32 protein-coding genes and 1 tRNA gene are annotated in these 26,102 nt (G+C 70.1%); 12 read left to right on the top strand and 21 right to left on the bottom strand.

The features are described 5' to 3' along the window. Together E2493_RS13820 and E2493_RS13815 are read right to left on the bottom strand one after the other, a co-directional pair. Positions 1-549 (bottom strand): IS3 family transposase (locus E2493_RS13820; protein ID WP_135087763.1); only part of this gene is annotated, 549 nt, incomplete at its 3' end. Then, complete coding sequence (locus E2493_RS13815; protein ID WP_167737529.1) at positions 546-944, bottom strand: transposase; 399 nt, start codon at positions 942-944, stop codon at positions 546-548. The genes E2493_RS13820 and E2493_RS13815, both read right to left, overlap by 4 nt. Before the next feature lie 561 nt (positions 945-1,505). Between E2493_RS13815 and E2493_RS13810 the strand changes: the two genes are divergently transcribed. After that, a complete protein-coding gene (locus E2493_RS13810) occupies positions 1,506-2,261 on the top strand; it encodes an SDR family NAD(P)-dependent oxidoreductase (protein ID WP_135087759.1) in 756 nt (251 codons plus the stop codon). Positions 2,262-2,268: 7 nt separating this feature from the next. Continuing rightward, positions 2,269-3,054 (top strand): phosphodiester glycosidase family protein, encoded by a 786-nt coding sequence (locus E2493_RS13805; protein ID WP_135087757.1) that lies wholly within the window; start codon positions 2,269-2,271, stop codon positions 3,052-3,054. 38 nt (positions 3,055-3,092) lie between these two features. Here the strand turns inward: E2493_RS13805 and E2493_RS13800 are convergent, their stop codons facing one another. Then, on the bottom strand, positions 3,093-3,365 hold the full coding sequence (locus E2493_RS13800) for a GNAT family N-acetyltransferase (protein ID WP_135087755.1): 273 nt from the start codon (positions 3,363-3,365) through the stop codon (positions 3,093-3,095). Positions 3,366-3,492: 127 nt separating this feature from the next. On the opposite strand from E2493_RS13800, the gene E2493_RS13795 reads away from it, so the two are divergent. Next, on the top strand, positions 3,493-4,419 hold the full coding sequence (locus E2493_RS13795) for a manganese catalase family protein (protein ID WP_225421473.1): 927 nt from the start codon (positions 3,493-3,495) through the stop codon (positions 4,417-4,419). 135 nt (positions 4,420-4,554) lie between these two features. On the opposite strand, the gene folP is transcribed toward E2493_RS13795, so the two are convergent. The 5 genes from folP to E2493_RS13770 form a co-directional block, all read right to left on the bottom strand. Further along, a complete protein-coding gene (folP, locus tag E2493_RS13790; protein ID WP_135087768.1) occupies positions 4,555-5,640 on the bottom strand; it encodes a dihydropteroate synthase in 1,086 nt (361 codons plus the stop codon). Between the two features lie 488 nt (positions 5,641-6,128). Continuing rightward, complete coding sequence (locus E2493_RS13785; RefSeq protein WP_135087753.1) at positions 6,129-7,262, bottom strand: site-specific DNA-methyltransferase; 1,134 nt, start codon at positions 7,260-7,262, stop codon at positions 6,129-6,131. Positions 7,263-7,452: 190 nt separating this feature from the next. After that, on the bottom strand, positions 7,453-8,091 hold the full coding sequence (locus tag E2493_RS13780; RefSeq protein ID WP_135087751.1) for a ribonuclease HII: 639 nt from the start codon (positions 8,089-8,091) through the stop codon (positions 7,453-7,455). 311 nt (positions 8,092-8,402) lie between these two features. Continuing rightward, a complete protein-coding gene (locus E2493_RS13775; protein WP_135087749.1) occupies positions 8,403-9,182 on the bottom strand; it encodes an exodeoxyribonuclease III in 780 nt (259 codons plus the stop codon). A gap of 41 nt (positions 9,183-9,223) precedes the next feature. Then, positions 9,224-9,559, bottom strand: coding sequence for a HesB/IscA family protein (locus tag E2493_RS13770; RefSeq protein WP_135087747.1), 336 nt, complete (start codon positions 9,557-9,559; stop codon positions 9,224-9,226). Between the two features lie 176 nt (positions 9,560-9,735). Between E2493_RS13770 and E2493_RS13765 the strand changes: the two genes are divergently transcribed. The 4 genes from E2493_RS13765 (at position 9,736) to purQ (ending at position 11,791) form a co-directional block, all read left to right on the top strand. Continuing rightward, entirely contained in the window at positions 9,736-10,308 is a 573-nt protein-coding gene (locus tag E2493_RS13765; RefSeq protein WP_135087745.1) for a hypothetical protein, read from the top strand. Continuing rightward, entirely contained in the window at positions 10,298-10,780 is a 483-nt protein-coding gene (locus E2493_RS13760) for a DUF4262 domain-containing protein (RefSeq protein WP_135087743.1), read from the top strand. The genes E2493_RS13765 and E2493_RS13760 overlap by 11 nt, the downstream gene beginning before the upstream one ends. Positions 10,781-10,874: 94 nt before the next feature. Continuing rightward, a complete protein-coding gene (gene purS / locus E2493_RS13755) occupies positions 10,875-11,126 on the top strand; it encodes a phosphoribosylformylglycinamidine synthase subunit PurS (RefSeq protein WP_135087741.1) in 252 nt (83 codons plus the stop codon). Further along, a complete protein-coding gene (gene purQ, locus E2493_RS13750) occupies positions 11,123-11,791 on the top strand; it encodes a phosphoribosylformylglycinamidine synthase subunit PurQ (RefSeq protein ID WP_135087739.1) in 669 nt (222 codons plus the stop codon). Before purS ends, purQ begins: the two co-directional genes overlap by 4 nt. Positions 11,792-11,918: 127 nt before the next feature. On the opposite strand, the gene E2493_RS13745 is transcribed toward purQ, so the two are convergent. The 4 genes from E2493_RS13745 to E2493_RS13730 form a co-directional block, all read right to left on the bottom strand. Continuing rightward, positions 11,919-12,749, bottom strand: coding sequence for a UbiA family prenyltransferase (locus tag E2493_RS13745; RefSeq protein WP_167737527.1), 831 nt, complete (start codon positions 12,747-12,749; stop codon positions 11,919-11,921). Between the two features lie 37 nt (positions 12,750-12,786). Then, on the bottom strand, positions 12,787-13,101 hold the full coding sequence (locus tag E2493_RS13740; RefSeq protein ID WP_135087735.1) for a hypothetical protein: 315 nt from the start codon (positions 13,099-13,101) through the stop codon (positions 12,787-12,789). Position 13,102: 1 nt separating this feature from the next. Next, complete coding sequence (locus E2493_RS13735) at positions 13,103-13,843, bottom strand: queuosine precursor transporter (RefSeq protein ID WP_135087733.1); 741 nt, start codon at positions 13,841-13,843, stop codon at positions 13,103-13,105. A 73-nt stretch (positions 13,844-13,916) separates the two neighbouring features. Beyond that, positions 13,917-14,450, bottom strand: a complete 534-nt coding sequence (locus tag E2493_RS13730; protein ID WP_135087731.1) for a hypothetical protein — start codon at positions 14,448-14,450, stop codon at positions 13,917-13,919. Between the two features lie 135 nt (positions 14,451-14,585). On the opposite strand from E2493_RS13730, the gene E2493_RS13725 reads away from it, so the two are divergent. Continuing rightward, positions 14,586-14,662, top strand: a tRNA-Arg gene (locus E2493_RS13725). Between the two features lie 404 nt (positions 14,663-15,066). Next, positions 15,067-15,867 (top strand): hypothetical protein, encoded by an 801-nt coding sequence (locus E2493_RS13720; protein ID WP_135087729.1) that lies wholly within the window; start codon positions 15,067-15,069, stop codon positions 15,865-15,867. Positions 15,868-15,882: 15 nt separating this feature from the next. Here the strand turns inward: E2493_RS13720 and E2493_RS13715 are convergent, their stop codons facing one another. Further along, positions 15,883-16,818, bottom strand: coding sequence for an alpha/beta hydrolase (locus tag E2493_RS13715; protein ID WP_135087727.1), 936 nt, complete (start codon positions 16,816-16,818; stop codon positions 15,883-15,885). Positions 16,819-16,971: 153 nt separating this feature from the next. Here E2493_RS13715 and E2493_RS13710 point away from each other — a divergent pair, with 153 nt between their 5' ends. After that, on the top strand, positions 16,972-17,625 hold the full coding sequence (locus E2493_RS13710) for a TMEM175 family protein (protein ID WP_135087725.1): 654 nt from the start codon (positions 16,972-16,974) through the stop codon (positions 17,623-17,625). A 19-nt stretch (positions 17,626-17,644) separates the two neighbouring features. Here the strand turns inward: E2493_RS13710 and E2493_RS13705 are convergent, their stop codons facing one another. The 6 genes from E2493_RS13705 to E2493_RS13680 all read right to left on the bottom strand — a co-directional run bounded on the left by E2493_RS13705 (position 17,645) and on the right by E2493_RS13680 (position 20,982). Then, positions 17,645-18,352, bottom strand: a complete 708-nt coding sequence (locus E2493_RS13705) for an RNA polymerase sigma factor (protein WP_135087723.1) — start codon at positions 18,350-18,352, stop codon at positions 17,645-17,647. A gap of 48 nt (positions 18,353-18,400) precedes the next feature. Further along, positions 18,401-18,661 (bottom strand): hypothetical protein, encoded by a 261-nt coding sequence (locus E2493_RS13700; protein WP_135087721.1) that lies wholly within the window; start codon positions 18,659-18,661, stop codon positions 18,401-18,403. A gap of 56 nt (positions 18,662-18,717) precedes the next feature. Further along, a complete protein-coding gene (locus tag E2493_RS13695; protein WP_135087719.1) occupies positions 18,718-19,005 on the bottom strand; it encodes a hypothetical protein in 288 nt (95 codons plus the stop codon). A 507-nt stretch (positions 19,006-19,512) separates the two neighbouring features. Then, the gene (locus tag E2493_RS13690) at positions 19,513-20,403 is read right to left on the bottom strand and encodes an alpha/beta fold hydrolase (RefSeq protein WP_135087717.1); all 891 of its coding nucleotides are present in this window, start codon (positions 20,401-20,403) and stop codon (positions 19,513-19,515) included. A 4-nt stretch (positions 20,404-20,407) separates the two neighbouring features. Further along, positions 20,408-20,605 (bottom strand): helix-turn-helix transcriptional regulator, encoded by a 198-nt coding sequence (locus tag E2493_RS13685; protein WP_135087715.1) that lies wholly within the window; start codon positions 20,603-20,605, stop codon positions 20,408-20,410. Then, entirely contained in the window at positions 20,602-20,982 is a 381-nt protein-coding gene (locus tag E2493_RS13680) for a hypothetical protein (RefSeq protein ID WP_135087713.1), read from the bottom strand. Before E2493_RS13680 ends, E2493_RS13685 begins: the two co-directional genes overlap by 4 nt. Before the next feature lie 476 nt (positions 20,983-21,458). On the opposite strand from E2493_RS13680, the gene E2493_RS13675 reads away from it, so the two are divergent. Together E2493_RS13675 and E2493_RS13670 are read left to right on the top strand one after the other, a co-directional pair. Next, positions 21,459-22,091: a hypothetical protein gene (locus tag E2493_RS13675; RefSeq protein ID WP_135087711.1), complete on the top strand. Its 633-nt coding sequence runs from the start codon at positions 21,459-21,461 to the stop codon at positions 22,089-22,091. Between the two features lie 65 nt (positions 22,092-22,156). Beyond that, positions 22,157-22,579, top strand: a complete 423-nt coding sequence (locus E2493_RS13670) for a hypothetical protein (RefSeq protein ID WP_135087709.1) — start codon at positions 22,157-22,159, stop codon at positions 22,577-22,579. A gap of 384 nt (positions 22,580-22,963) precedes the next feature. On the opposite strand, the gene rtcA is transcribed toward E2493_RS13670, so the two are convergent. After that, positions 22,964-23,983 carry an RNA 3'-terminal phosphate cyclase gene (rtcA, locus tag E2493_RS13665; protein ID WP_135087707.1) on the bottom strand — a complete coding sequence of 340 codons (1,020 nt, stop codon included), beginning with the start codon at positions 23,981-23,983 and terminating at the stop codon, positions 22,964-22,966. Between the two features lie 351 nt (positions 23,984-24,334). Then, positions 24,335-25,558, bottom strand: a complete 1,224-nt coding sequence (locus E2493_RS13660) for an RtcB family protein (RefSeq protein ID WP_135087705.1) — start codon at positions 25,556-25,558, stop codon at positions 24,335-24,337. Between the last annotated feature and the right edge of the window lie 544 nt (positions 25,559-26,102).

Raw genomic sequence — 26,102 nt, 5'->3', positions numbered from 1 at the left:
GCCAGGCGCGATCGCCCGGGCGGCGAGCGCCATGTCGAGCGCCGCGAGAGCCAAGTCAGCTTTGAGATGGTCCGCCAGCGCCCAGCCCACCACGCGGCGGCTCCAGGCGTCGAGGATCACGGCGAGATAGACGAAACCCTCCGCCAGCCGCACGTAGGTGATGTCGGCCACCCACAGCTGGTTCGCGCCCGTGGGCATCATCTTGCGCGCCAGATTGGGGTAGACGCTGAAACGATGCCGGCTGTCGGTCGTCGGCGGACGGAACGTGCGCCCGGTGATGCACAGCAGATTGTCGGTCTGCCGGAGGCGCTGCACGCGCTTGTGATTCACCGCCCAGCCGGACTGGCGCAGCAGCGCCGTGATTCGGCGATAGCCGTAGAAGCGATGCTCGAGCGACAGGCGCTGCACCTCGTCGCGCACCGCCGTCTCCTCCCGCGCCGGCTGTGACGCCTGCCAGTGCCGGTAATAGCCGGCACGGCTGACGCCGGCCAAACGGCACATCCGTTCGATCCCACGCGCGCCTTGCCGCTCGGCCTGCGTCTGGATCACGACGTAGATCCCGTCCCGCCAGACCCGCCGCTCGTGCGACGATGTCCCGCGAAGTGCTGCAAGGCTGCTCGAAAAAAATCCAGCTCCAGCGCCTGCTGCGCGACCTTCCGCTCCAGCTCGGGAGTGCCCGCCGGTACCGCCGGAGCATCCTTGACCCCGGCGCCGATCGCGCGGTCGCCCGCATCCAGGACTCGCGCCGGCAGTCCCTTGCGCACCCGCTCGCCGGGAAACAGCAACGCATCCGCGCCGCCGATCTGAAAAGCGCGATTCCACTTGTAGAGAAGCCCGCGATCAATCCCGAGCTCTGCCGCCAGGCCCGCCACGTCCAACGCGTCCTGCATCCGCGCCACCGCCGAAAGCTTGAACGCCTGCGTATGCCGTCGTCGCCTCGCCACACCAGCCTCCTTGCTCAGTGTGTCTTAGCTCAGTGTCTCACTTTTGGGGGTCACTCCACTCCCTCACACGAAGACACGACGAGCACGAAGACACGACGAGCCTGGCGGGGATCACGAAGATCGGCGCCGGTTCGGAATCGTCGTGGCTTCGTGATCCTTCGTGCCGTCGTGCGGAATTGCTGTCGGCGCGCCGCGCGGCGGCCCCGGTCCAGCGAGACGTCGGGACCAGCCCTGAGCATGCCTCTTGTCCCTCGGCCCCGCGGGCCCGCCGGCGCAGCGCTGCTGCGGAGCCGGTTTTACGCGAAGACGCGAAGAAGACGGAAGGCGCGAAGAGAGAGGGTTGCGCCGCAAAGCGGCGCTTCCCTGCTCGACGGCCTCCAATGGTCTCGAGCGTCGATTTCGCGCCGATGCATCTTCGCGCCTTCGCGTCCTTCGCGTGGAACAGCTGCCGCGGCGCAGTGAAGAGGTCTGGCGGTCCAGCATCGGCTTCCGCAACCGGGAGACGGCGCCGTATCGCCGCGGCAGGGTGACGGCAGCGTCCGGCTTCGTTACTCTCGCGTGATGAGCAACCTTTCCGCCTCCATCGTGCTGATCACCGGTGCCGCGTCCGGGATCGGGGCGGCGACCGCCACGGCGCTGGCCGGCGCGGGCGCGCGCAAGCTGATCCTGGTCGACCGCGACGAGGACCGGCTGCGCGATTTCGCCTTCACCTTGCCCTGCGAGCGGCAGCTGATCGTCGGCGACGTCTGCGACGAGAGCCTGTGGGCGGCGGCCGATCTGACCGGCCTCACCCACGCCGTGGTCAATGCCGGCATTGCCGCCGGCGGCATGATCGACGCGCTGAGCTTCGCCGAATGGCGGCGGGTGATGTCGGTCAATCTCGACGGCGCCTTCCTGACGCTGCAGGCGGCGATGCGGGCGATGAGAGGCAGCAAGGGCGCGATCGTGCTCACCGCCTCGGCGGCCGGGATCAAGGCCGAGCCGGGAATCGCCGCGTACGGCGCGTCCAAGGCGGCGGTGATCCAGCTGGCCAGGATCGCGGCCAAGGAAGGCGCCACGGCCGGCATCCGGGTCAATTGCGTCGCCCCGGGCGGCGTCGCGACGCCGATCTGGTCCGACGCTCCCTTCTTCCAGGATTTGGTCCGCAGCCAGGGATCGGAAGAGGCCGCCTTCGCCGCGCTGGGCAGCCAGGCGACGCCGCTCGGCCGGCTCGCCACGCCGGAGGAGATCGCCGCCCAGATCGTCTTCCTGCTCTCCGACGAGGCGGCCTTCACCACCGGCGCCTGCCTGGTCAGCGACGGCGGCTATTCGCTCTAGGATCCCGATGCGCTTCGCTCCGGCGGCCCTGCTCGGCGCCCTCGCCCTGCTCGCCGGCTGCCGCGACCAGCCAGCGCCGGCGAACGAATTCGATCCGGCGACAATTGCCGCGGCAGGCGCGTGCCGCGAGCAGATCTTCGAGGGGACGCGCTTCACCATCTGCCCGTTCGACACGAACCGGGACCGGATCGAGCTCGCCTGGCGCGGCGCGGACGGACGCCCGCTGCGCAGCCTGCCGGCGCTGCGCGACTGGCTCGGCCCACGCGCGGCGGACGTCCGCTTCGCGATGAACGCCGGCATGTACGACGACAAGGGCGCACCGATCGGCCTCCTCGTCGTCGACGGGGCGCGGCTGAAGCCGCTGAACCTCAACACCGGCCCGGGCAATTTCCACCTCCTCCCCAACGGCGTGTTCGCCGTCGACGAGGCGGGCCGGGTGTCGGTGACGGCGAGCAGGGATTTCGCGGCGCGCGTGCCGAAGCCGCGCTGGGCGACCCAATCGGGGCCGATGCTGGTGATCGACGGCGCGCTTCATCCCGGCCTCGCCGACAATGGCGACTCCCGTTACGTCCGCAACGGCGTCGGCGTTCGCGACGCCCGCCGCGGCGTCTTCGCGATCAGCGACGAGCCGGTCTCGTTCGGCCGTTTCGCCCGCCTGTTCCGCGACGCCCTGGGCTGCCGCGACGCCCTCTATCTCGACGGCAGCGTCTCCAGCATCTGGGATCCGGGCGCCGGACGCGAGCAGGGCCACATGGAGCTGGGGCCGCTGATCGTGGTCAGCCGGGGAAAGTAGCCGGCCTCATTCCTCCCCGGCACGGGGAGGAATTGATCTCAAGCCAGCAGGTCCTGCATCTCCTCGTGGCGCTCGATATACGCCCGCACGAACGGGCAGCGCGGCACCACCTTCAGCCCCCGCGCCCGCACCTGGTCGAGCGCGCCGCGGACCAGTCGGCTGCCGATCCCCTGCCCCTCCAGCGCGGGCGGCACCATCGTGTGGGTGAAGACGATGCGATCCTCCTCGAGCCGGTATTCGGCGATCGCGATCTCGCCGTTCGCGACCAGCTCGAAGCGATGCGCCGCGGGATTGTCCTGGACCTCGTTCATTCCTTTTCCTTTTGCCGAAGAGTCACCGGCCGGCTGCCGTTAACCACATAAAGTGATGAAATGGTTCGCGTTTCTGACGGGCTGCGGAACGGCGCTCCTGCCCTGCCGGTTTCCGTCCTTCCACCCCGTGGCACAGGATCGCGCGATGTTCATCCACAACAAGAAGCTGCAATATACCGTCCGGGTCTCCGAGCCCAACCCGGTTCTCGCCACCTTCATGCTCGAGCAGTTCGGCGGTCCCGACGGCGAGCTCGCCGCGGCGATGCGCTATTTCACCCAGGGGCTCGCCGAGGACGATCCCGGCCGCAAGGACCTGCTGCTCGACATCGCGACCGAGGAATTGAGCCATCTCGAGATCATCGGCTCGATCGTCGCGATGCTCAACAAGGGCGCCAAGGGCAAGATGTCCGAAGGCACGCTCGAGGAGGCCGAGCTCTACATGGACATCGCCAAATCGGCGAGCACGCCGACCCAGCAGATCGTCTATGGCGGCGGCCCGTCGGTCACCAATTCGGCCGGGGTGCCGTGGAGCGGCGCCTATGTCGACAGCCGCGGCGAGCCGACGGTCGATCTCCGCTCGAACATCGCCGCCGAGGCGCGGGCCAAGATCGTCTACGAGCGGCTGATCAACATCACCGACGATGCCGGGGTGAAGGACGCCCTCACCTTTTTGATGACTCGCGAGGTGGCGCACCAGAAGTCGTTCGAGAAGGCGCTCTACGCGATCGAGAACAATTTCCCGCCGGGCAAATTGCCCGGCCATCCCGATTATTCGAGCCTCTACGTCAACACCTCCCAGGGCGAGGGCGACCTCCAGGGGCCGTGGAACAGCGGCGACGAATGGGACCGGATCGACGACGTGGTCAGTGCCATTCCGCTCGGCGGCGGCGACGGGACGGCGAGCGTCTCCGGCCTCAGCCGCCGCGAGAAGAAGGATCTGAAGGAAACCGCGGTCCGCACGATGTCCGATCCGACCCGCAACCCGACCACCGGCACCGACCTCGGCGCCGGCCCGGGCACGGGCCGCACCAAGGAGGTGCCGCAGGAGGGCTGACGCGTCGCCTCCCCTCCCGCTTGCGGGAGGGGATTGAGGGGTGGGGCGGCCGCAGGCCGCGCGGTTTCCCCGCACCCTCGGCGTCCCGCACGCAGCCCCACCCCCGCCCCCTCCCGCAAGCGGGAGGGGAGATTCTCAGGGCGGCGTGAGGGCGGCGTCGCGGAGGCCGCGCCAGAGGCGGAGCGCCTGGACCGTCTCCGCGACGTCGTGGACGCGCAGCAGCTGGACGCCCTGCTCGGCGGCCTTGAGCGCGAGCGCCAGCGAGCCCGGGAGGCGCTGGTCGGCCGGGGCTTCGCCGGACAGCGCGCCGATCATCCGCTTGCGGCTGGCGCCGAGCACGATCGGGCAGCCGAGGCCGTGATAGAGCGAGAGGTGGTTCATCACCGCGAGATTGTGCTGGACGGTCTTGCCGAAGCCGATGCCGGGATCGACCAGGATCTGCTCGCGCGCGATGCCGGCGGCGACCGCTGCGGCGATCCGCTCCTCGAGCCAGTCGTAGACCGCGAAGGCGACCGGCCGATCGTAATGCGGCGCCTTCTGCATCGTCTCGGGCGTGCCCTGATGGTGCATCAGCACGATTGGGCAGCCCGCCCGTGCGACCGTCGCGGCGGCGCGATCGTCGAAGGTCAGCGCCGCGACGTCGTTGACCATCGCGGCGCCGGCGGCGAGCGCCGTCTCCATGACCAGCGCCTTGCGGGTGTCGATCGAGACCGCGGTGCCCGAGGCGGCGAGCGCGCGGACCACCGGCTCGATCCGCGAGGCCTCGTCCTGCTCCCATACCGGCTGGGACCCCGGCCGGGTCGATTCACCGCCGACGTCGACCAGAGCGGCGCCGGCCGCCGCCATGGCGAAGCCGGCGTCGGCCGCGGCCTGCGGCGAGGCGAATCGGCCGCCGTCGGAAAAGCTGTCCGGCGTGACGTTGAGGATCGCCATCACCTGCGGCTGGTCGAGGCGGATGGTGCGGGCGCCGAGCTGCAGCGGCCGGCGCGGCGCGACGATGTTCGCCCAGGCCGCTTCCGCTTCGGGGCCGAGCGCCGCCAGCGCCGCCTCGATGCCGGAGACCGGCACCAGCGCCACGGCGGCGCGCCGATCGCCGTCCAGCGTGACGATCTCGACCGCCGAGAACCAGGCCATGGTGCCGGCGAGCCGAGCGACTTGGCCGTCGAGACCGAACGGCGCGTCTACGAACGCGGTGGGGCGAAGATAGGATCGGCTGCGCATCGCGCCTTCGTCCCGCGCGGCGCGCGCGATGTCCAGCCCCCCGGCGCCGCGCCGGGAGCGTCGAGGCGCGTTCGGCAGGCGGCTCAAGACCTTGCTTTTCCGGCCTTTTCAGAACGGGCGCGATCGCGAACGATCGGCAATGTCGAAAAAATCGCCTGGCCCGCAAAAAAGTGCGACAGAAATCGCATCATCCAGTGACTAGTGGCGATGGAGAGGTGTGGCGACCGCCTCTTTTCGAAGGTCAGCAGGGTAACTGAATCTCCGAGGTACGAACCGCCATGGTGGGCATGGCATTGGTTCGCACCGCTTCTACGCCCAAAGGGGCTCCCGCATGCCTCCCGTGGTCAAAGGCGTGCGGGCGATGAGGCGTGAAGGGACGGTCGCCGAGCCGTCATACTACGCTCTTTCCTGCCGCTGTCGAGACCGTTTTGATCCGCACGGGCGGCCGCTGGGGTCCCGATCGAAGCAACGCGCCGACCTGTCCCGTTTTAGTCCATCATCAGCAAGTAACGCTGGCGCAGCGTATCTATCGGAGCGAGCGTCCCGGCCTCTTCATAGTGCCAGAAAGTCCAGCCATTACAGGCAGGTGCACCCTGGACGAGGGCGCCCATCTTGTGGATCGAGCCCTGGTCGGCGCCGACGTCGAGCGTGCCGTCGGCGCAGATCCGCGCCTGCCAGCGGCGCTTGGTGTCGGTGAGGATCGTGCCCGGGACCAGCATGCCGGTCTCGACCAGCGCGCCGAACGGCACCTTGGGCTGGGCGCGTTTCGAGGCCATCGTCTTCATCGCGCTCTCGTCCAGCTCGAGCGTCGAATCGATTCGCTGGCGGGCGACCTTGACGTAGCGCTTCTCGCGCTCGATCCCGATCCAGTTGCGGCCGAGCCGCCGCGCCACCGCGCCGGTCGTGCCGGTGCCGAAGAACGGGTCGAGGACGACGTCGCCCTTGTTGGTGCAGGCGAGCAGCACCCGGTAGAGCAGGGCTTCGGGCTTCTGGGTCGGATGGGCCTTGGCGCCGCCCTCCCCTTTCACCCGCTCGCCGCCCGAGCAGATCGGCAGCAGCCAGTCCGAGCGCATCTGCAGCTCGTCGTTCAGCGCCTTCATCGCGCGATAGTTGAACGTGTAGCGGCTGTCCTCGCTGTGCGACGCCCAGATCATCGTCTCATGGGCATTGGTGAAGCGGGTGCCGCGGAAGTTCGGCATCGGATTGGCCTTGCGCCAGACGATGTCGTTCAGGATCCAATAGCCTTCGTCCTGCAGCGCGGCGCCGACGCGGAAGATATTGTGGTAGCTGCCGATCACCCACAAGGTGCCGTTGGGCTTGAGGATGCGGCGCGCCTCCTTCAGCCAGGCGCGGGTGAAATTGTCATAGGCCGCGAAGGTCTCGAACTTGTCCCAATCGTCGTCGACCGCGTCGACCCGGCTGCCCTCCGGACGGAACAGGTCGCCGCCGAGCTGCAAATTGTAGGGCGGATCGGCGAAGATCATGTCGACCGAGGCGCTCGGCAGCTTCGACATGGCGGCGACGCAATCATCCTCGAGAATCTGGTTGAGCGGGAGATCCGGCGCAGGCGCCACCTTCCTGGCGCGCCGAGCGCCAGCGTCCACACGCGTCAATACCGTCATCGAGATGCCGCCCCCGGTTTACCGAACTCGCGCCCAGAGTGAGTCAGCGCGAGTCCGCGGTCAAGAACAAGCACTTGGCCGGCACGGCTGCGGCGGGTTGCAACGCGGCGGGAACGAAAGGAGTCCTCGCTAGGAATGGGGCCCGGCGGCGTTCTTCAGACTCAATATGAAGTGGTGTGGCCGGAAAGACTCAGCAGGCCGGCGATGTGGGTTGTGGCCGCGAGGCCTCCAGATCGAGGGCGAGCTGCCGCACCGGCGCGAAGCTGCGGCGGTGGAGCGGCGTCGGCCCGAGCGCCTCGAGCGCGCGGCGGTGCTCGGGCGTCGGATAGCCCTGGTTGGTCTCCCAGCCGTAACCGGGATGGGCGCGGGCATAGTCGGCCATCATCCGGTCGCGGGTCACCTTGGCGACGATCGAGGCGGCGGCGATCGACCGGCATTTCGCGTCGCCGGCGACGATCGCGACCGAGGGCCGCTCCCATTTCGGGGTGCGGTTGCCGTCGACCAGCACCATCGCCGGATCGAAGCCGAGCGCGTCCACCGCGCGGCTCATCGCCAGCATCCGCGCCCAGTAGATGTTGAGCCGGTCGATCTCCTCGACCGTGGCAATGCCGACACCGACCCGCGCGACCTGGTGCAGCTTCGCGCAGATCGCCTCGCGGATCTTCGCCGGCAGCGCCTTGGAATCGTCGATGCCGCGCGGAAAGCGCTCGCGGTCGAGCACCACCGCCGCCGCCACCACCGGCCCGGCGAGCGGCGCACAGCCCGCCTCGTCGACGCCGCAGACCGGATCGGGATAGACTTTCTCGAGCTTGAAGCAGGGCCGCGCCATCGGCGCAGCATAAGGAGCCCGCCGCCGCGAACCCAAGGAAAAAGCGTGTCCGCTCAACCTTTTCCTGTGGATTAATCCGTGCGAGGAAGCCGCTCCCGATCCTCCCCGCTCGCGGGGAGGGGGACCGCACGAAGTGCGGTGGAGGGGGTTCAGAGCCCCCCCCACTAAGGCCGATTGCACGCCTCGCCAGATGAAGAGCCCCCTCCACCACTCGCTCTCGCGAGTGGTCCCCCTCCCCGCTAGCGGGGAGGATGATCAGGCCGTCGTGCCCCCGGCACGACTGCGGACTGCCGGCGGCAGTCCGCACCTGATCAGTCCTCGATCTCCACCCAGGTGGGGGCGTGGTCGCTGGCCTTGTCGCGGCCGCGATAATCCTTGTCGACGCCGGCATCGAGCAGCCGGTCGGCGGCCTGGGGCGAGAGCAGCAGGTGGTCGATGCGGAAGCCGGTGTCGCGCTGCCAGCAGCCGGCGGTATAGTCCCAGAAGGTCCAGATCGGCCCGTCGGGATGGCGGGCGCGGATCGCGTCGGTCCAGCCCTGGTGGACGATCGTGCGGAAGGCGGCGCGGCTCTCCGGCTGCATCAGCGCGTCGCGCGCCATCGCCTTGGGGGAGAAGACGTCCTCGTCGGTCGGGATGACGTTCCAGTCGCCGGCGAGCACGGTCGGCCGCTCCTCGTCGAGCAATTCGCGGGCATGGGCGCGAAGCCGCTCCATCCAGGCGAGCTTGTAGTCGAACTTCTCGCCCGGCACCGGATTGCCGTTGGGCAGATAGATCGAGGCGATCGTCACGCCGCCGACCTCGGCTTCGATGTAGCGGCTGTGCGTATCGTCGGGATCGCCCGGCAGGCCGACACGCCGCAGGTTCGGCAGCCCGGCCGCGACCGGCGTCAGGATGGCGACGCCGTTGAAGCCCTTCTGGCCGTGCCAATGGCCGTCGTAGCCGGCGGCGCGGACGTCCTCGATCGGGAAGGCCTCGTCGGCGCACTTGATCTCCTGCAGGCAGAGCACGTCGGGCTTCTGCTCCTCGAGATATTCGACCAGCCGCGGCAGCCGCGCGCGGATGCCGTTGAGATTGTAGGTGACGATCTTCATGGGCGCCGGTCTAGCGGGACGCGCCGCCCGCGTCACCAGCGTCAGACGCTGAAGCTGGAGCCGCAGCCGCAGCCGGAGGCGGCATTGGGGTTGCGGACCTGGAAGGCGGCCCCGCCGAGCGATTCGACGAAGTCGACCTCGCCGCCGCGGACGAGATCGTGGGTCATCTCGTCGACCACCAGGGTGACGCCGTCGCGCTCGGTGGCGAGATCCTCCGCCTCGACCGCCTCGGCGAGGCCGAAGCGGTAGGAGAAGCCGGCGCAGCCGCCGCCCTCGACCGCGAGGCGCAGGATCGCCGGCTTGCCGGTGCGGGTGGCGATGGCGGCGACCCGGGCGGCAGCGGCGGGCGTGAGGGCGATTTCGGGGACCTGGGTCATGCAAGCGAGATAGGGAGCGCGCGGCGGCGCAGCAAGCGCCGGACCGGCGGCCGCTGCCGTCGCGCGACAGCGGCCGGGCGCGGCCTCGTGCGACTCGTTCCGAGCAGGGTCCGTCGACAGCGTCACCGCCCTGAAAAGCCGTTGTTCCCCGGATGCTTACGTCCTACACCGCTCGGATGACCGCTTTGCTGCTCGCCCTGGTGGCCGCCGCCACCCCCGTTCCCGGCGAAACCTGCGTCTACGAGGCGGTGCCGGCCGGCAGCCGCGGCGCGATCGCCGACGCGGTGCTCGCCAAGCGCCTCAGGGGCAGCCCGGTCGAGGCCGTCCTCCAGAAGGCGACCGACGGCTGCGCCCGCCAGCACGGCTGGACGGTCCAGCAGGCCTTGCACGCCAATGGCCATGCGATGATGCGCGTCGGCGCCGAGCGCATCGCCGAGCAGCTGGGCAGGCCGGGCTGGAGCGGGATCGCGATGACCGCCGTCCGGCTTCGCCCGCGCGAGCAGCTCGAGACGCTCGTCACCGTCGGCAAGGGCAAGGCCGAGTTCGAGCTCGTCCTCACCCACATGATCGCCGCCGACCGCGGCATCGCGGCCTTCGTCGACGCCTCCGACAATGCGACGGTCGAGCGCTTCATCCTGATGATCAAGCTGCTTGCCGTCGGCGAGCTCGAGCGGCTCCGCCTGGCGGAGGCGCCGGCCTTTCTTTCCGCGCCCGGCGGATTGATGCCGGGGACAGCAGATGCCCGGTGATCCGGAACACGATCAGCACGTGCTCGAAACTCTCGAGAAGGAAGGCGGCGGCCTCAGCTACGTTCTCGACCCCTCGCGTGTGAAACCGAGCTACTGTGTCTCCTACGGCTGGTCGATGCGCTACGGGTGCGAGATCATCGTGTTCGGCACGTACACGATGGCGCTCACCTCGTGCCCCGCCCTGATCGACCTGTTCTGGGACCAGGCTGCAGCGGGCACGCCGGTGATGGACGGCCAGCTCTGGGAGGGGGCGGATGGATCCCGGTTCGCCGGCCGCCTGGTCGATCCGTCACAGACCGGGCGCGAATATTTCCGCGATGCAAGACTGTGCAGGGACCATGCGGCGGTGGTCGGCGACATGCCCGTATACCAGCTCTTCTGGCCCGACGAGAATGGCGCCTTTCCCTGGGATTCCGGCTATCGTGGCATCGAGCAGCCCTTGCTGTTCGATCCCCGTTCGGGCCCCGAGTAGATCGCGCGGCGGCCCCGGCAGCGATCCGGGCGCTTGTGCGATCCGCCGCTCCGGGCCATAGGGCGGCCACCCTCTCCAGCCGCGAGCGAGACTGATGAAAACCCGCGTCTACGTGACCCTCAAGAACGGCGTCCTCGATCCGCAGGGCAAGGCGATCCACCATGCGCTCGAGGGGCTCGGCTTTTCGGGCGTCAACGACGTCCGCGCGGGCAAGTTGATCGAGCTCGACCTCGCCGAGGGCGTCTCCGACGAGGATGTCGAGGCGATGTGCCGCAAGCTCCTCGCCAACACCGTCATCGAGAATTTCCGCATCGAGCGCCCGGAAAGCCAGGGCGCGGCCGCATGAAGAGCGCGGTCATCGTCTTTCCCGGCTCCAATTGCGACCGGGACATGATCGTCGGACTGGAGACGGTGACCGGGCAGCGCCCGATCCCGATCTGGCATCGCGAGACGACGCTTCCCGACGGGCTCGACGTCATCGCCGTTCCGGGCGGCTTTTCCTACGGCGACTATCTGCGCTCCGGCGCGATGGCGGCGAACTCGCCGGTGATGCGCGCGGTGAAGGACGCGGCCGAGCGCGGCGTGCCGGTGCTCGGTGTCTGCAACGGCTTCCAGATCCTCACCGAGGCGGGGCTGCTGCCCGGCGCGCTGATGCGCAACGCCGGCATCCGCTTCGTCTGCCGCGACGTCGCCTTGACCGTCGGCGAGGCGCGCTCGCCCTTCACCGCCGGCTATCGCGCGGGCGAGCAGGTGGTCTTCCCGGTCGCGCATCACGACGGCAATTACCAGGCCGATGCCGAGACGCTCGACCGGCTCGAGGGCGAGGGCCGCATCGCCTTCCGCTATGCCGGCGAATGCAACGGCTCGGCCCGCCACATCGCCGGCATCGTCAGCGAGAGAGGCAACGTCCTCGGCATGATGCCCCACCCCGAGCGCGCGGTGGAGCCGGCGCACGGCAACCAGGACGGCCGGCGGCTGTTCGAGGGGCTGCTCGAGACGGTGGGGGCGTAATCCTCCCCGCTCGCGGGGAGGGGGACCGCACGAAGTGCGGTGGAGGGGGTTCTGGGACCCGCTCCGGCCTGCAACGAGCCCCCTCCACCAAGCTTCGGTTGGTCCCCCTCCCCTTACAGGGGAGGATCTAAGAAAGCACCGCCTCCGCGGCGAGGAACAGCAGGAAGCCCGCGGTCGCGGCGTTGAGCAGGCGCATCGCCCGCGCATAGCCTTGGGCTTCGTCGAGGCCGGCGATGGTGCGCGCGAGGCGCAATTGCCAGGCGATCAGGCCGAGATAGGCGACGCCCACCACCAGTCCGTCCGGCCCGGGGAAGAGTCTGGAGACCAGGAACGAGGCGATCATGCCGGCCGCCGCCAGGCAGGCCGCGCCGAGCCGCAGCGCGCCCGCTGGCCCGAGCACCACCGCCAGCGTGCGGTCGCCCCTCGCCCGATCCTCGTCGACCTGGAAGACCTGGGTGACCGGGTAGAGGCCGAGCGCGGTGAGCGAGGCCGACGCCGCGCCGAGCGACAGAGCGGGATCCTCTGGCGCGAGCGGCGCCAGCGCCGCCCAGCCGGCGGCGAAGCCGATCACGCCCTGCCCCAGCCCGATCGCCGCCGCGCTGCGCCACGGCCCCGCCTTCCAGCGCGTGCGGGGATGGCTGTAGGCCGCCGTCCAGCCCACGATGAGCAGGTAGAGCGTGACGAATTCCGGGCCGGACGGGAAGGCGAGAAGCAAACCGGCGAGCGCCAGCGTGATCGCGACGCGGGCGAGGTGCGGCGGCACCGGCGGCGGCACGGCGAGGCCGCTCACCGCCCCTTCGTCGCGGTCGTAGACGGCGTTGAACGCCGTCGCCGCCGGATAGAGGAAGAGGTGGAGGCTCAGGAAGGCCGCCGCGGCCGCCCAGTCCGGCCGGCCGCCCGAGAGCAGCGCGCCCCAGAGGAAGATCGGCGCCAGCGTCAGCTGGAACGGCAGCCGCAAATGCGGCCAGGCGGCGGCGAGACCGGTCAGCGGCGGCTCACCGCTTCAGCACCCGGGTGAAGCGGGCGAGGAGGAAGAGGACCATCGGCCAGAAGCACGTGTTCCAGACGTCGTGCCAGCTGCGCGCCCAGGCGATGCGCTGGCCGGCGGCGTGGGTCTCGATGATGTCCCACGCCTCGCCGGCCAGCGCCGCGACGAGCACGGCCAGGATCGGGAAGCGCCCGCGCAAAGGCTGGCGGAACAGGATCGCGGCGAGCAGGAAGACGGTCAGGCCGACATAGATGTGGAGCGCGTCCTTGGGCAGGCCGAAGAGCTGCGTCAGCCAGATCTTGGCCTGCTGGAAGTCGCTCATCTCAGACCGCCGCGCGGAACGGGCTGAAATCGGTGCCCGAATCGTAGACGTCGACGCCCTCGCGCCGCTTCAAAAAGCCGACCACGGCATAAGTGACCGGCGTCAGCAGCACCTCCCACGACACCTTGAGCGCGAACTGGCTGACCATCACCCACAGCATCGCCTCGACCGGCCAGCCCGGCGCGCCGTAGAAAGCGAGCGGGTAGAAGACCAGGCTGTCGAGCCCCTGGCCGACGATCGTCGAGCCGATCGTGCGCATCCAGAGATGCCGCCCCTCGGTCGCCAGCTTCATCCGCGCGAGCACGTAGCTGTTGGCGAACTCGCCCAGCCAGAAGGCGACCACCGAGGCGAAGACGATCCGCGGCACCTGGCCGAACACGCTCTCGTACGCGCCCTGCCCCGGCCAGTCGGAGGCCGGCGGCAGCGCCACCACCACCCAGCTCATCGCCGCCATGAACAGGGTCGCGACGAACCCCGCCCAGATGCAGCGCCGCGCCCGGGCATAGCCATAGACCTCGGTCAGCACGTCGCCGAGCACGTAGGAGAGCGGAAAGAACAGGATGCCGGCGCCGAACGGCCACAGGCCGATCAGCGGCAGGTCGATCTCGGCGCGCTTGCCGGCGCCGAGCACGTTGGAGAGCAGGAGGATGGTGACGAACGCCGCCATCACGAAATCGAAATAGCGGAAGTGCGCGCCGCGCAGCGCCTCGCCTTCCACCGCCTGCATCCTGCCCCCGCTCATCCTCGCGGCCTAGCGCGACCGGCGGCGCGGCGGCAAGGGGGTGGCCGGGCGGAGACGTCGGCCGGGCGGACGATCAGGGTCTCGCGCCAGCCTTGCGGAACCGCGCGCGCGCCCATTGATAGGGGTTCGTCACCGGCGCCTGCGAAAGCGCCCGTTCCCCGCAGGCGACGCTGACCAGGACGTCACGTCCTGAGCCGGATGGCGGCGCCTCCTCGTTGAAGGATCGGGGATCGGTGTCCGCCGGATCGAACGGAAGCCTGATCAGCGGCGGCGGGTTCCGCGTGCCGTCGAGAGCGGTCTCGTGATGCTCCTCCCGCAGGCGCCGCGTGGGGCAATGCACGGCCAGTGCCTCGGAATAGGCGTCATAGGCGACCCCGTCTTCCTCGTCAGGCTCCCTGAGGATCAGCATCGTGGCGAGGCGCGCCACGTCGCCATTGCGGCCGATCAGCGCGACGAACGCGGCGGCCTCGCCGTCTTCCTTGAACAGGCGCCACGACCGGCCGTCGGCCTTGCCCGGTATGGAGGCGCGATGGTCTTGCGCCGCGGCGGGGCCAGCGGCGGCGGCGGCGAGAGCGATTGGAACGAGCACCTTCAGAGACATCCGCATGGTCGATCCTCCCTGTGCGACTCCATAGCACAAGGCGCTTCTGTTCACCATTTGTTTTGTTGGCACGCGGCGCTGCCTCGTTCGCCGCAGGGCGTTTCCCCGCCGCGCGAATCCCGCTAGAGCGGAAACCATCGCGCGCCCGTAGCTCAGTTGGATAGAGCACGAGCCTTCTAAGCTTGGGGTCACAGGTTCGAATCCTGTCGGGCGCGCCAATTGTGCGGCTGTTTTCCCGAAGGGAGAACAGCCGGACGATCGGCGGGCTCATGCGGTTCGCGCCTTTTCGGAATCGGAGCGCAGCGGAGATGACGGAGCCCGCAGGGCGACGACAATCGTGTCGGGCGCGCCAATTGTGCGGCTGTTTTCCCGAAGGGAGAATAGCCGGACGATCGGCGGGCTCATGCGGTTCGAGCCTTTTTCGGAATGCAGCGCAACGGAGATGACGGAGCCCGAAGCGCGACGACAATCCTGCCGGGCGCGCCAACCGGCGGCTGTCCAGCCCGGACACATGGGTGACAGAACGTTCCTGAGACATGGGTGACAACCTCGGACCGAACGGGCTGTTGCCCGGGCCGTTGCGGAGGAGGAACATCCCGCACCCTTCCTCGTTCGCCGCCGCATGTCCTCCCCAGCCTCCCCACCCGTCGCCACGCGTTCGTCTGGCCAGCGCCTCGCGATCGCCGCGCTCGCCGTCGTCCAGATCCTCGTGACCCTGCTGCCCTCGGCCGGCATCGGCGCGCCGATCGGCGAACGCTCCGACAATGTGCGGACGCTGATCACGCCGGCCGGCTGGGCCTTCTCGATCTGGGGGCCGCTCTACGCCGGCTCGCTGGCCTATGCCGTCTACCAGCTGCTGCCCGGGCAGCGCGACAATGGCCTGCTCGCGCGGATCGGCTGGGCGAGCGCCGGCGCCTTTCTCGGCAACGCGGCCTGGGCGCTCTACGTCCAGTTCGTCGCGGTCGACGCCGTCTCGGCGGCGATCATCGCCTTCACCCTCGCCTGCCTGCTGTCGATCTACCGCGCGCTTGCCGAGGCGCGGGCGTTCAGCCGCGGTGAGCGCTTCCTCGTCGCGCTGCCGCTCAGCGCGCTCGCCGCCTGGCTGACCGCGGCGACGATCGTCAACATCGCCGCCGCCCTCGTCCATCACGGCGTCGACGCCGGCGAGTCGGCGCCGCTGGTCGCCGCCGCGATCGTGCTGGTCGGCGGCGCCATCGCCGCCGCCGCGATCTGGCGCGGCCGCGGCAATCCCTGGTACGCCTTGGTCTTCCTCTGGGCGCTGGCCGGCATCCACGCCGCCGAGGCGGGTCGGCGCGAGGTCGATGCCGCGACGCTCGCCGCCGGCGTGCTCGTCCTTGCCGTCACCCTGGCGCGGCTCGCCGGCCCGGCGAACCGCCGCCACTGGCTCGGCGGCCCGGCGTAGCGAACCGGGGCTCGCTCAGCCCTGCGGCTTCATCCAGCCGTGCATCGCCATCCAGCGCGCGAAGGCGTCGAACCAGCCGGTGCTGGTCGTCTCCTTCGGATACATGCCAAAGCCGTGGCCGCCCTGCTCGTAGAAATGGAACTCGACCGGCCGCTTCGCCGCGCGCCAGCTCTCGATCAGACCGAAGCCCTGGCTGGCGAACAGGGGATCGTCGGCGGCGAGGGCGACGAACAGGGGCGGCGCGTCGGCCGGCACGGTCACCGGCGAAAGCGGGCCGTAGATGTCGCCGATGAACGCCGGCTTCGCCTCGCCGTCGAGGGTCGCCGCCATGGTCAGCATCGCGCCGGCCGAGAAGCCCAGCATGCCGACCCGCTGCGGATCGATCTTCCACTCGGCCGCGCGGCCGCGGACCAGCGCGAAGGCGGCGCGGGCGTCGGCCAGCTGCGGGGCGAGCGCGGCCGCCGCCTGCTCCGGCGACGGACGGGCGGGCCGCGCCGCGCCGGAGAACATCGCCGCCATCTCCCGCTCGAAGCCCGCCATGTCGGCCGGAGTCTGGTTGAGCCGGTATTTGAGCACGAACGCCGCGACGCCGCGCGCCGCCAGCGCCCGGGCGACGCCCCAGCCCTCGTTCTCCATCGACAGGGTGCGGAAGCCGCCGCCCGGCGCGACGATCACCGCGGTCCCCGTCGCCTTCCCCGGCTGCGGCAGGAACGGGGTCAGCGTCGCAACGGTCACGTTGCGCGCGAAGACGCTACCGTACTGGCTGTGCCAACTCTCGGGCGTCACGGCGCCGGGGAGCGGCCCGGTGCCGAGCGGAATCGCGCCCGGCTGCTGCGGCGCGGCGATCGGGGTCATCCGGTCGCCTTGCGCCCAGGCGGGCGAGAGGGACGCGAGCGCCAGCGCCGCGCTCGCCCGTACGATCAGGCGCCCCGCCCTGCTCGCTCTCCTCATCGTGATCCTCCCTTGCTCCCTGCGGCGGAAGACTAGGCCCGAGTCCGGGCGCGTCAATCGCCCCCTCCCCGTCCGCGCGAGAAGCGCTTGCGCCGCCCGCCGCGCCGCGGCAGCCTGCGCCCGGCGCCGCGCGCGCCTTGCGGGGGAAAGACGATGATCAAGACGCCGACCGACCATCCGCTCGAGCGACTCGTGTTCTTCTCCGACGCGGTGTTCGCGATCGCGATCACCCTGCTGGTGATCGAGATCCACGTCCCGCACCTGCCGCACGGCGCCGCGGACGGCGACTTCCTGCGCGCGCTCGCCCAGCTCGCACCCAGCTTCGTCGGCTATTGCGTCAGCTTCGCGGTGATCGGCGCCTTCTGGTCGGGCCACCACCGCAGCTTCGCGCTCGCCGGCCGCTATTCCGGCCGGGTGGTGGTCTGGAACCTCGCCTTGCTCGGGGCGATCGCCTTCATGCCGTTCGTCACCGCCTTCGGCAGCACCTACAGCGGCGCGCGGGTACCGACCGTCCTCTATTGCGCCTGGATGCTGCTCACCGCCTTGCTCAACATGAAGGTGGTGCGGATCGTCACGTCCGCGCCGATGGTCGCGCCGGGCAACGATGCGGCGGTGGCCGACGCCCGGCGGCGCAGCCGCAGCGTCGCGCTCGGCGCGGCCAGCGCGACGCTGATCGGCCTGATCGTCCCCTATCTCGGCCAGGCGGCGCTGATCTCGATCCCGCTCTGGCGCCGGCTGCTCGCCGGGCTCGAGCGCGGCCGCGCCCCCGTCCCAGCCGCCGCGGCCGAGGCCGACGCGCACGGCTGACGTCCGGTCCGGCGTCCGCTCAGCGGGTCTCCGGCACCTCCCCGCCGCAGAGCGCCGCGGTCACCCGCCGGGTCATCGCCTCGCAGCTCGGCCCGAGAAACGGAAAGGTCCCGCTCAGCGCCGTCTTCAGCTCGGGGGCGAGCGCCTCCTGCAGCCGCCGCTTGGCGCGCAGGTGGCGCGTCTTGACCGTGCCCTCGGGGATGCCGACCGCCGCGGCGACCTCCTCGATGCTCAGCCCCTCGACCTCGCGCAGCACGAACACCAAGCGGAACGCCTCCGGCAGCCGGGCGATCGCCTGCTCGAGCATCTGCCGGATCTGCGCGCGGGCGAGCGCGGCGTCGGGCGGCGCGGCGCTTGTCGATCCTGCCATCAGCCTCTCCCGGTAATCGTCGAGCACCACCACCGAGCGCGGATCGAGCCGCTCCCGCCGCCGCTTTGCCGCCCGCGCCCGGCCGAGCGATTCGTTGACGACGATGCGGGTCAGCCAGGTGGCGAGCGAGGCGCGCCCCTCGAAGCGGCCGATCGCCCGGAAGGCGCTGAGATAGGCGCTCTGCACCGCATCCTCGGCCTCGCTGCGGTTGCCGAGGATGGCGAAAGCGGTGCGGAACAGCCGCTGGTTGTGGCGCTGGGTGACCACCCGCACCGCGGCCGCGTCGCCGCGCGCCACCCGCGCCGCCAGCGCCACATCGTCGACCGGCGCCTCGTCGCGCCGCAAACCTGCTTCCATCCGCACCCTCCTGCAGCCTTGGATGCCGCGGCCGGCGGGAAGTTCCCGTCAGCCGGGATCGGACGCGGCGGCGAGGTCCATGAAGTTGCGCGCCGCCTCGCGATCCTGCGGGTCCTCGAAGGCGATGTCGAGATCGGGGGCGGCGCCGAACATGTGCATCAGCGCCCAGAGCGCGAAGCGGCGGCCGCGGTCCTGCTCGAGGCCGAGATCGACCCCCATACGCTCGAGCGCCGGCGCCACCGCCTCCGGCGCCACGGCGGCGAGGTCGGCGGTGCCGAAATAGCGGCGCAACTGATCGTCGAAGTCCATCGGCCCCGCTTAGGCGAGGATCGGGCGTCGGGGAAGCGGCGGGCGCGTCCGGAAGATCAGCGCAGCTGGGGGAGAATCGGGCCGCTCTCGGCGACGACGTTGAGCACCCGGGTCGCGCGATTGTAGGCGGCGACCGCGGCTGCGGCGCTCTCCTGCTCCGGGCCGGAGGCGAGCAGGGTGAAGCGGGCGACGGCGAGGTCGCGCAGCACCGAGACCGCCTCGGGCGGCGCCGGCTCCTGCGTGGCCGCGACGGCCGCGACCTGCTGCGCAGCCTCGATCTGCGCCAGCCGCGTCTGGCGCGACAGGCCCATATCCACATTCGAGACCGGTGCGATCGGCTTCACTTCTTTCCCCCCGGAAGACGAATAGTCTTTAGTTGCGAGACGTTATCATAACGTCAACGCAACGGACTGGCAAGTTCGGGCGGCGTCGCGCGCCCTTCGCGGGCCTTCACGGTCCCGCCCGCAGCGGTCCTGCCCGAACGCTCCCGCGGGACCAGACCGGCCTCGGAGCCTGCACCGCGGCCCCTATTTCACGCGAAGACGCGAAGAGCGCGAAGGCGCGAACAGCGACGGCCAGGCCGACGGCAGCTGAAGGAGCCCCAGCGCCGCCACAGGCGGCGCAGAAAAGGACCGGCTCATGCCGGTCGATAGGGCAGCAGAACCGCAGATCCTTCGCGCCTTCCTTCTTCTTCGCGGCTTCGCGTGAAAATCAAGCGCGTGGGCGAGCCGCCACGTCCTTCAGGCGCCAGGTGCGGTTGGGCTGCACCACTCTGGCGCCTTCGCATCGAACGGCTGAGAGCAGGCGGCACGCTGGGTCGGCGCCGCTTGCTCCTCACGCCGTTTCCTTGACTACGGCCGCTTCGCCTCCGCCTCGCCGAGGAAGCGCTCGACGGCGGCGCGGAAGGCTTGCGGCTGGTCGAGCATGATGAAGTGGAAGCTGCCGTCGACCCGCTCGAGCCGGGCCCTGGGCGCCGCGGCGTACGCCCCGCGGAACAGGGTGTCGAACGCCTCGGCCGGCGCGCCATAGGCCGGATCCCAGGCGTAGAGCACGGTCAGCGGCGCCGCGATCCGGCCGAGCTCGGGCCTGAGGTCGGTGGTCATCAGTTCGTAGACCGCCGCCGCGACCACCTTGCGGTCGGAGGCGAGGCCGTCCTCGACCAGGGCCGGGCGCGCGGCCTCGGTCTTGGCCATGCGGGCGATCACCGCCTCCTGCATCGGCCGCGCCTGCTCCGGCGCCTGGCGCAGCAGCCCGTCGCGCATCGCCGCCGCCTGCGGCTTCGCGCTCTCCACCGTCGCCGCCGGGTTCATCAGCAGGGTGTAGAAAGGCAGGGCATCGACCACCAGCACGCGGCCGACCTGCGCCGGGTGGCGGGCGGCGAGCATCAGCGCCGCCTCGCCGCCGAGCGAATGGCCGATCACCGCCGGCGCCTTCAATCCATTGGCCTCGATGTAAACGGAGAGCGCCTCGACGAACGGCGCGACCACCGCGCCCTCGGCCGCCGGCGCTTCGGGCGCCCTGGTCCCGGCAAAGCCGGCGAGGGTGACGCGGTGCAGCCGGTAGCGGCCCGCGAGGTCCTTCGCGGTCGCATCCCAGACGTGCTGCGAGGAGGCGAGGCCGGGGATCAGGATGACGTCCGGTCCCTTCCCTTCGACCGTGACCGCGAATGGCGGCGCGGCTTCGGCGCGGGCGACGACGGTGAGCGCGAGCAGAGCCGCGATGATTCCGAGTATCCGTTGCATGATGTCAGTCCTTCTCTGGAAAGAAGATGTCCTCGATCGCGAGGGCGAAGACCCCGGCGATGGTGAAGGCGAGCGGCAGGCTCGGGTCGTAGCGGCCGTTCTCGATCGCATTGACCGTCTGGCGGGAGACCTGGAGCGCCTCGGCGAGGTCCCCCTGGCTCCAGCCGCGCGCCGCGCGCAGGTCCTTGATCCGGTTGTTCATCGGTAGCGCAGGGTGAGGATGCCCACCCCCAGCCCCCACAGGCTGCCCATGATCGCCCAGACGCCGAAGGCATGGAGGCCGGGAAGGCCGGCCTCCTGGGCGAAGCCCCAGCCGAAGGTGATCAAGGCGGTGCCGAGGAAGGAGAAAGCGATCGCCTCGAGCTGGATGCGGCGCTGCATCTCGTCCATCCGCAGGATCGCCCGCAGGATCACCCAGGCCGCCGCCACCGCGCCGATCATCGGCGACAGCGCCAGCGCGATCCGCACCGCGCCCTCGGGGTGGAAAGCGTCGTCGATCCGGTTCGAGGCGATCAGCAGCCCGGCGTAGAGCGACATGGCGGCGCCGAGCTGGACGAAATAGCGACGTGGCTTGAGCATGTTTCCTCCTGTAAAGGGAGCTTTACAGAAGACAGCCACGCCTGTCAAGGACGCTTTACAGACAATCCTCCCTGTGAGGCGAAGCCTCATGGTGAGGGGGGTGTAGGCGGGTCGGCATGATCAGCAGGTTCGCCATGCCCCCGGCATGGCTGGACAGTGCGGGGCACTGTCCACCTGCTGATGGCATGCCGAGCGCCGGAGCCGGCCGCGGAGCGGCCGTCGGCCGAAATGAACGGGCCGTCGTGCCCCCGGCACGACTGCAGGCTGCGGGGCAGCCTGCACCCGTTCATGGTGGAGGGGCCGGGTGGGAGTAAGGCGCGCCCTTTGCCCCTCCACCGCGTTTCACGCGGTCCCCCTCCCCATCCGCTTCGCGGACAGGGAGGATTACGGCAGCACTACGCCAAACGCCCGCTCACTTCCCGCTTAGCCAGCGCCCATTTTCATGTTATGTTCTCCCTTTCGGCAGGAGAAGGACCATGCGCAGCGCAGCCCTCTTGTTGCTTCTGGCGTGTCTCGCCACCCAGGCCGCAGCGGCCCCGCGCGGCAAGCCGAAGGATCCTCCGCCGCTGGTGCGCACGCCTTCCCCGCCTCTCATCATCACCACGACTCCGCCGCCGGCGGTGCGACCCCCCTCCCCGCCGGCCGAGTCGGACCGAACCCGCGACCCGCAGGTGGTTGCCGCTTATGAGGACTGGACAGTCGGCCATGCCGATCCCTACGTCTTCGCCTACACCGAGAATGCGAGCCACTCGGAGTTCGGCCTGATCTGCCGCGACGGCTGCATCTTCTATCTCGACGTCCAGCTGGCCTGCGAGGACGGCCACGCCTATCCGGCGATGATGAACAGCAGGAACGGCTCCGATACATTCGACCTGCAATGCATCCTGGTCGACGGGTCGCCGCTGCTGACCGCGGGCCCGACCGACACACTGGTCGGCGCGATCAAGTCCGGAGGCGAGATCGGCTTCGCCGTCCCGCTCGAATCGGGACGCTTCAACGTGGCGCGCTTCTCGCTGGCCGGCGGCGTCGAGGCGCTGGGCCGCGCCCGCGCCCTGTCGGACGCCCGCCGCGACGAGGACGAGACGGCACCGCGCGACTTCACGATCTGAGGGCGGCTTGCGCCGCGGGGGCCGGACAGAAAGGATCGTGCAGGGCTCTTCTGGGGGAGGGAGACATGGAAGGGATCATCGAAACCGTGATGCTGCTTAGCGCGGGTGCCGTGGCAGTGCCGCTCGCGTTGCTCGCCATCGTCACCTGGTTCCTCCACTTCTTCGTGGCGCTGCGCGCCCCGCCCACCGCGCGGGCGACCTGGACGGTGGTACCGGCCTTCGTCGCGGTCGCGATCCTGCTCGCCACGTTGGCGCCGCCAGACAGGGCCTGGGCCCTGCTCCTCGGCACCGCCGTCGCGTCCCTCGTCGCCTTCCTCTGGTGGCACTCGGAGTTCCGGACGGCGTGGATCGAAAGCGCCGACGTGCTGCCGGAGGGCGTCGAGCTGGCCAATGACAATTGGCGCGCCGGCCTGATCCTGGCGATCGGCGTGATCGGGCTGCTGCTCATCCGCGGACTGTACCAAATGGTCGCCGAGGGCCGGCTCTAGCCGCGGCGTCGGGAGCCGCGGCGAGAGCGATCCGGCCTATTCCTACTTGTCGCCGGAGGCGATGGGGAGGGGTTGGAGGGGGGTAGAGGCGGGTCGGCAGGCCGGGGGCTTGCCGAGCGCCGGAACCGGCTGCGGAGCAGCCGTCGGCCGAAATGAGCCGGCCGTCGCGCCCCCGGCACGACTGCGAACTGCTGCGAGCAGTTCGCACCCGCGCATGGTGGAGGGGCCGGGCAGAGTGAGACGCGCTCTCGGCCCCTCCAAAGCGGTTCACGATGTGCAGGTCGGGGCTGCCCCCGGCAGCCGCTCGCCATGCCGGGGGGCATGGCGACCTGCGCATCCCCCTCCTCATGAGGCTTCGTCTCACAGGGAGGGATTGGACCGCCCCTACGCCGCCGCCACCGTCACCAGATGGTCGCGCTCCCGTTCCTCGAACGCGATCTTGACGTCGAGGAAGCGGGAAATCACGTCGGCGCCGGTCAGGCTGTGCTGCGACGGCTTGACCGTGGTGAAGCACCCGCCGCCGGCGAGCGCGAGAGGCAGCAGCAACTGGTCGGCGAGATAGGGGCCCGCCGCCGCCGCGCCGGCGAGATAGCCGGCCATCCTCTTCGCCGCCTTGGCCGCAAGCACCTGCGCCGGCACGCCCAATTTGCCGAAGCCGCTGACCAATTCGCCGACCTGCTCGAACTGCGCCTCGAGCATCAGGATGTTGCCCGGCCCGGTGCGCTCCGGCAGCGGCTCGATCCGCCGCGCCGCGTCGGGCCAGCCCAGGTGCTTCTCGACCTCGGCGAGCTCGCGCTCGGCGATCTCGCGCGGCAGCGCCGCGATCAGCACCCGCGCCTCGACCCGGCGAAGCGCGCCGCGCTCGACCAGCTCGATCGGCCGCAGCCGCGCGCACGGCAAAATGTCGACCTCGATCCGCCCGCCGCCGGCCGGGTAGAAGCCCGGCCGCACCAGCCGCGCGGTCACGCTCGGCCCCATCCGGTTGAGCACCGGCAGGAACACGCGCTCCAGGAAATCGAACGGCGGCGCGTGGATGTTGTGCGTGCCGCCCTCGAGCACCAGCCGCGACGGCGCGTCGGCCAGGATCAGCGGCGGCAACAGGGTCTGCAGCACCAGGCTGGTGCTGCCGGCGGTGCCGACCGAGAAATGGTATTCGCCGGGCGTTACCCGGCCCGGCGCGAAGCTCAGCGTCGAGGCGCCGACCGCGAGCTCGTCGCACTCGGCCCCGCCGATCGCGCACGCCGCCTCGACCGCGGTGACGTGCTGGCGCATCACCCCCGGCTTCGACCGGTTGGCGCGGATGTTGTCGATCCGGAAGGCCTTGCCGGTGACGAGCGACAGCGACAGCGCCGTGCGCAGCATTTGCCCTCCCCCCTCGCCTTCCGAGCCGTCGATGATGATCATTGTCTCACTTTCTGATTCCCTCCCCTCCCGCTTGCGGGAGGGGATAAGAGGGGTGGGCCGGCGACGGAGAGCTCGCGCTGGCGCGCTGCCACTACAACTCTCCGTCCGCCTCCGGCGATCGCCGCCCTCTCCCTTGAGGGGAGAGGATACCGGAGCTTGGCGGCTCTGCCGCCTAGCGGAGGTTGGTGAGGGTGACTGGGGCTCGAAGAGCGCCCGCTCCGCCATCGAGGCGGAGCGTTCGCTTCCCCTCACCATGTGATCGAACGCGCTCGAGGCGCTCCGCCCCCGCCGCTGCGCGCCAGGGCGGTGACCCGGCCGCAGCATGCCCCCGGCATGCTGCTCCTGGTCCCCTCACCCCTTCACGCACACCACCTGCTTCAGGGTGTGGACCACCTCGACCAGATCGGCCTGGGCCGCCATCACCGCCTCGATCGGCTTGTAGGCCGCCGGGGTCTCGTCGATCACGCCCGCGTCCTTGCGGCATTCGACGCCCTCGGTGGCGAGGACGTGATCGTCGAGGGTGAAGCGCTTCTTCGCCTCGGTCCGCGACATCAATCGTCCGGCGCCGTGGCTACAGCTGTCGAACGACTCCCTGTTGCCGCGGCCGCGGACGATGAAGCTCTTCGCCCCCATCGAGCCCGGGATGATCCCCATCACCCCCTCGGCCGCGCGCACCGCCCCCTTGCGGGTGACCAGCACGTCCTCGCCGAAATGGCGCTCCTTGCGGACGTAATTGTGGTGGCAGTTGATCGCCTCCAGCTCCGCCTCGAACGGCTTGGCGATGACCGACCGGATCGCGCGGATCGTGTTGGTCATCATCATCCGCCGGTTCAGCGCCGCGAAGTCCTGCGCCCAGCCGACCGCCTCGACATAATCGTCGAAATGGTCGGTCCCCTCGGTGAAATAGGCGAGGTCCTCGTCCGGCAGATTGACGAACCACTTGCGCATGTCCTCCTTCGCCAGGGCGATGAAGAAGGTGCCGATCGCGTTGCCGACGCCGCGCGAGCCCGAATGGAGCATCACCCACACCTGGTCCGCCTCGTCGAGGCAGAGCTCGATGAAGTGGTTGCCGGTCCCCAGCGTCCCCAGATGCACGAGGTTGTTCGTGTTCTGGAGCTTCGGGTACTTGTCGGTGATCCGCTTGAACCTCTCGGCCAGGGTCGCCCAGGCGGAGACGATCTCCGGCGGCGGGTCGCCCCAGCTGCCCTTGTCGCGCTTGCCGCGCCCGACGTCGCGCCCGTGCGGCACCGCCTGCTCGATCGCCCGGCGCACCCCTTCCAGATTGTCCGGAAGGTCCGAGGCGTGGAGCGAGGTCCTCGCCGCCATCATGCCGCAGCCGATGTCGACCCCGACCGCCGCCGGGATCACCGCGCCGCGGGTCGGGATCACCGATCCGACGGTCGCGCCGATCCCGACATGGACGTCCGGCATCGCCGCGACGTGCCTGAAGATGAACGGCATCTTCGCCGCGCGCGAGAGCTGCTCGCGCGCCTTCGGATCGACCGCGACCCCCCTGGTCCACATCTTCACCGGCGCGCCGCCCTCGACCGCCATCATCTCGAAACTCTCGGCCATCGGGCCCTCCTTCAATGATCCCTATTATCCAAATTCGTCATACCGGCGAAGGCCGGTATCTCGTGGAGGGCTCGTCCAGGCGCCGATGGAGGGCGCTTGCCATCCCGCCCCGTCAGCGCCTCTCCCCTCACCCGTCATTCCGGCGAACGCCGGGATCTCGGGTCGGAAGGACAGAAGCGCCAATGGAGCGCTCCACGACCCTCGGGACTCCTTCGCCACGAGATTCCGGCTTCCGCCGGAATGACGAGCAGGCAAGCGCGGTGGCACCGGTGGCTGGAGTCGAACCAGCGGACCTTGGTGTTGGAATCCAGGCCGCACCCGCGCGCTCACCGGCATCACTGCAATCCTTTGGGGCGGCTGGCCCATTCCAGCCGCCCCGCCGCTCCCGCTCCGCCAGCGCCTCTCCCCGCACCCGTCATTCCGGCGAAGGCCGGAATCTCGGGCCGGAAAGGCAGAAGCGCTCATGGAGCGCTCCACGACCCTCACGACCCCTCCTCCACGGGATTCCGGCTTCCGCCGGAATGACGAGCAGGGGATCGCCAGA

Source organism: Sphingomonas parva (ex Maeng et al. 2020), assembly GCF_004564275.1.
Lineage (GTDB): Bacteria > Pseudomonadota > Alphaproteobacteria > Sphingomonadales > Sphingomonadaceae > Allosphingosinicella > Allosphingosinicella parva.
The sequence above is the reverse complement of the archived record's forward strand: the minus strand, read 5'-3'. Positions and strand labels throughout refer to the sequence as shown.

Bases quoted from the DNA above. Each gene is read 5' to 3' on its own strand.
- E2493_RS13810 (WP_135087759.1), top strand. From the start codon at position 1,506: ATGAGCAACCTTTCCGCCTCCATCGTGCTGATCACCGGTGCCGCGTCC.
- E2493_RS13805 (WP_135087757.1), top strand. From the start codon at position 2,269: ATGCGCTTCGCTCCGGCGGCCCTGCTCGGCGCCCTCGCCCTGCTCGCC.
- E2493_RS13800 (WP_135087755.1), bottom strand. From the start codon at position 3,365: ATGAACGAGGTCCAGGACAATCCCGCGGCGCATCGCTTCGAGCTGGTC.
- folP (WP_135087768.1), bottom strand. From the start codon at position 5,640: ATGCGCAGCCGATCCTATCTTCGCCCCACCGCGTTCGTAGACGCGCCG.
- E2493_RS13785 (WP_135087753.1), bottom strand. From the start codon at position 7,262: ATGACGGTATTGACGCGTGTGGACGCTGGCGCTCGGCGCGCCAGGAAG.
- E2493_RS13780 (WP_135087751.1), bottom strand. From the start codon at position 8,091: ATGGCGCGGCCCTGCTTCAAGCTCGAGAAAGTCTATCCCGATCCGGTC.
- E2493_RS13775 (WP_135087749.1), bottom strand. From the start codon at position 9,182: ATGAAGATCGTCACCTACAATCTCAACGGCATCCGCGCGCGGCTGCCG.
- E2493_RS13770 (WP_135087747.1), bottom strand. From the start codon at position 9,559: ATGACCCAGGTCCCCGAAATCGCCCTCACGCCCGCCGCTGCCGCCCGG.
- E2493_RS13765 (WP_135087745.1), top strand. From the start codon at position 9,736: ATGACCGCTTTGCTGCTCGCCCTGGTGGCCGCCGCCACCCCCGTTCCC.
- E2493_RS13760 (WP_135087743.1), top strand. From the start codon at position 10,298: ATGCCCGGTGATCCGGAACACGATCAGCACGTGCTCGAAACTCTCGAG.
- purS (WP_135087741.1), top strand. From the start codon at position 10,875: ATGAAAACCCGCGTCTACGTGACCCTCAAGAACGGCGTCCTCGATCCG.
- purQ (WP_135087739.1), top strand. From the start codon at position 11,123: ATGAAGAGCGCGGTCATCGTCTTTCCCGGCTCCAATTGCGACCGGGAC.
- E2493_RS13740 (WP_135087735.1), bottom strand. From the start codon at position 13,101: ATGAGCGACTTCCAGCAGGCCAAGATCTGGCTGACGCAGCTCTTCGGC.
- E2493_RS13735 (WP_135087733.1), bottom strand. From the start codon at position 13,843: ATGAGCGGGGGCAGGATGCAGGCGGTGGAAGGCGAGGCGCTGCGCGGC.
- E2493_RS13730 (WP_135087731.1), bottom strand. From the start codon at position 14,450: ATGCGGATGTCTCTGAAGGTGCTCGTTCCAATCGCTCTCGCCGCCGCC.
- E2493_RS13720 (WP_135087729.1), top strand. From the start codon at position 15,067: ATGTCCTCCCCAGCCTCCCCACCCGTCGCCACGCGTTCGTCTGGCCAG.
- E2493_RS13715 (WP_135087727.1), bottom strand. From the start codon at position 16,818: ATGAGGAGAGCGAGCAGGGCGGGGCGCCTGATCGTACGGGCGAGCGCG.
- E2493_RS13710 (WP_135087725.1), top strand. From the start codon at position 16,972: ATGATCAAGACGCCGACCGACCATCCGCTCGAGCGACTCGTGTTCTTC.
- E2493_RS13705 (WP_135087723.1), bottom strand. From the start codon at position 18,352: ATGGAAGCAGGTTTGCGGCGCGACGAGGCGCCGGTCGACGATGTGGCG.
- E2493_RS13700 (WP_135087721.1), bottom strand. From the start codon at position 18,661: ATGGACTTCGACGATCAGTTGCGCCGCTATTTCGGCACCGCCGACCTC.
- E2493_RS13690 (WP_135087717.1), bottom strand. From the start codon at position 20,403: ATGCAACGGATACTCGGAATCATCGCGGCTCTGCTCGCGCTCACCGTC.
- E2493_RS13685 (WP_135087715.1), bottom strand. From the start codon at position 20,605: ATGAACAACCGGATCAAGGACCTGCGCGCGGCGCGCGGCTGGAGCCAG.
- E2493_RS13680 (WP_135087713.1), bottom strand. From the start codon at position 20,982: ATGCTCAAGCCACGTCGCTATTTCGTCCAGCTCGGCGCCGCCATGTCG.
- E2493_RS13675 (WP_135087711.1), top strand. From the start codon at position 21,459: ATGCGCAGCGCAGCCCTCTTGTTGCTTCTGGCGTGTCTCGCCACCCAG.
- E2493_RS13670 (WP_135087709.1), top strand. From the start codon at position 22,157: ATGGAAGGGATCATCGAAACCGTGATGCTGCTTAGCGCGGGTGCCGTG.
- rtcA (WP_135087707.1), bottom strand. From the start codon at position 23,983: ATGATCATCATCGACGGCTCGGAAGGCGAGGGGGGAGGGCAAATGCTG.
- E2493_RS13660 (WP_135087705.1), bottom strand. From the start codon at position 25,558: ATGGCCGAGAGTTTCGAGATGATGGCGGTCGAGGGCGGCGCGCCGGTG.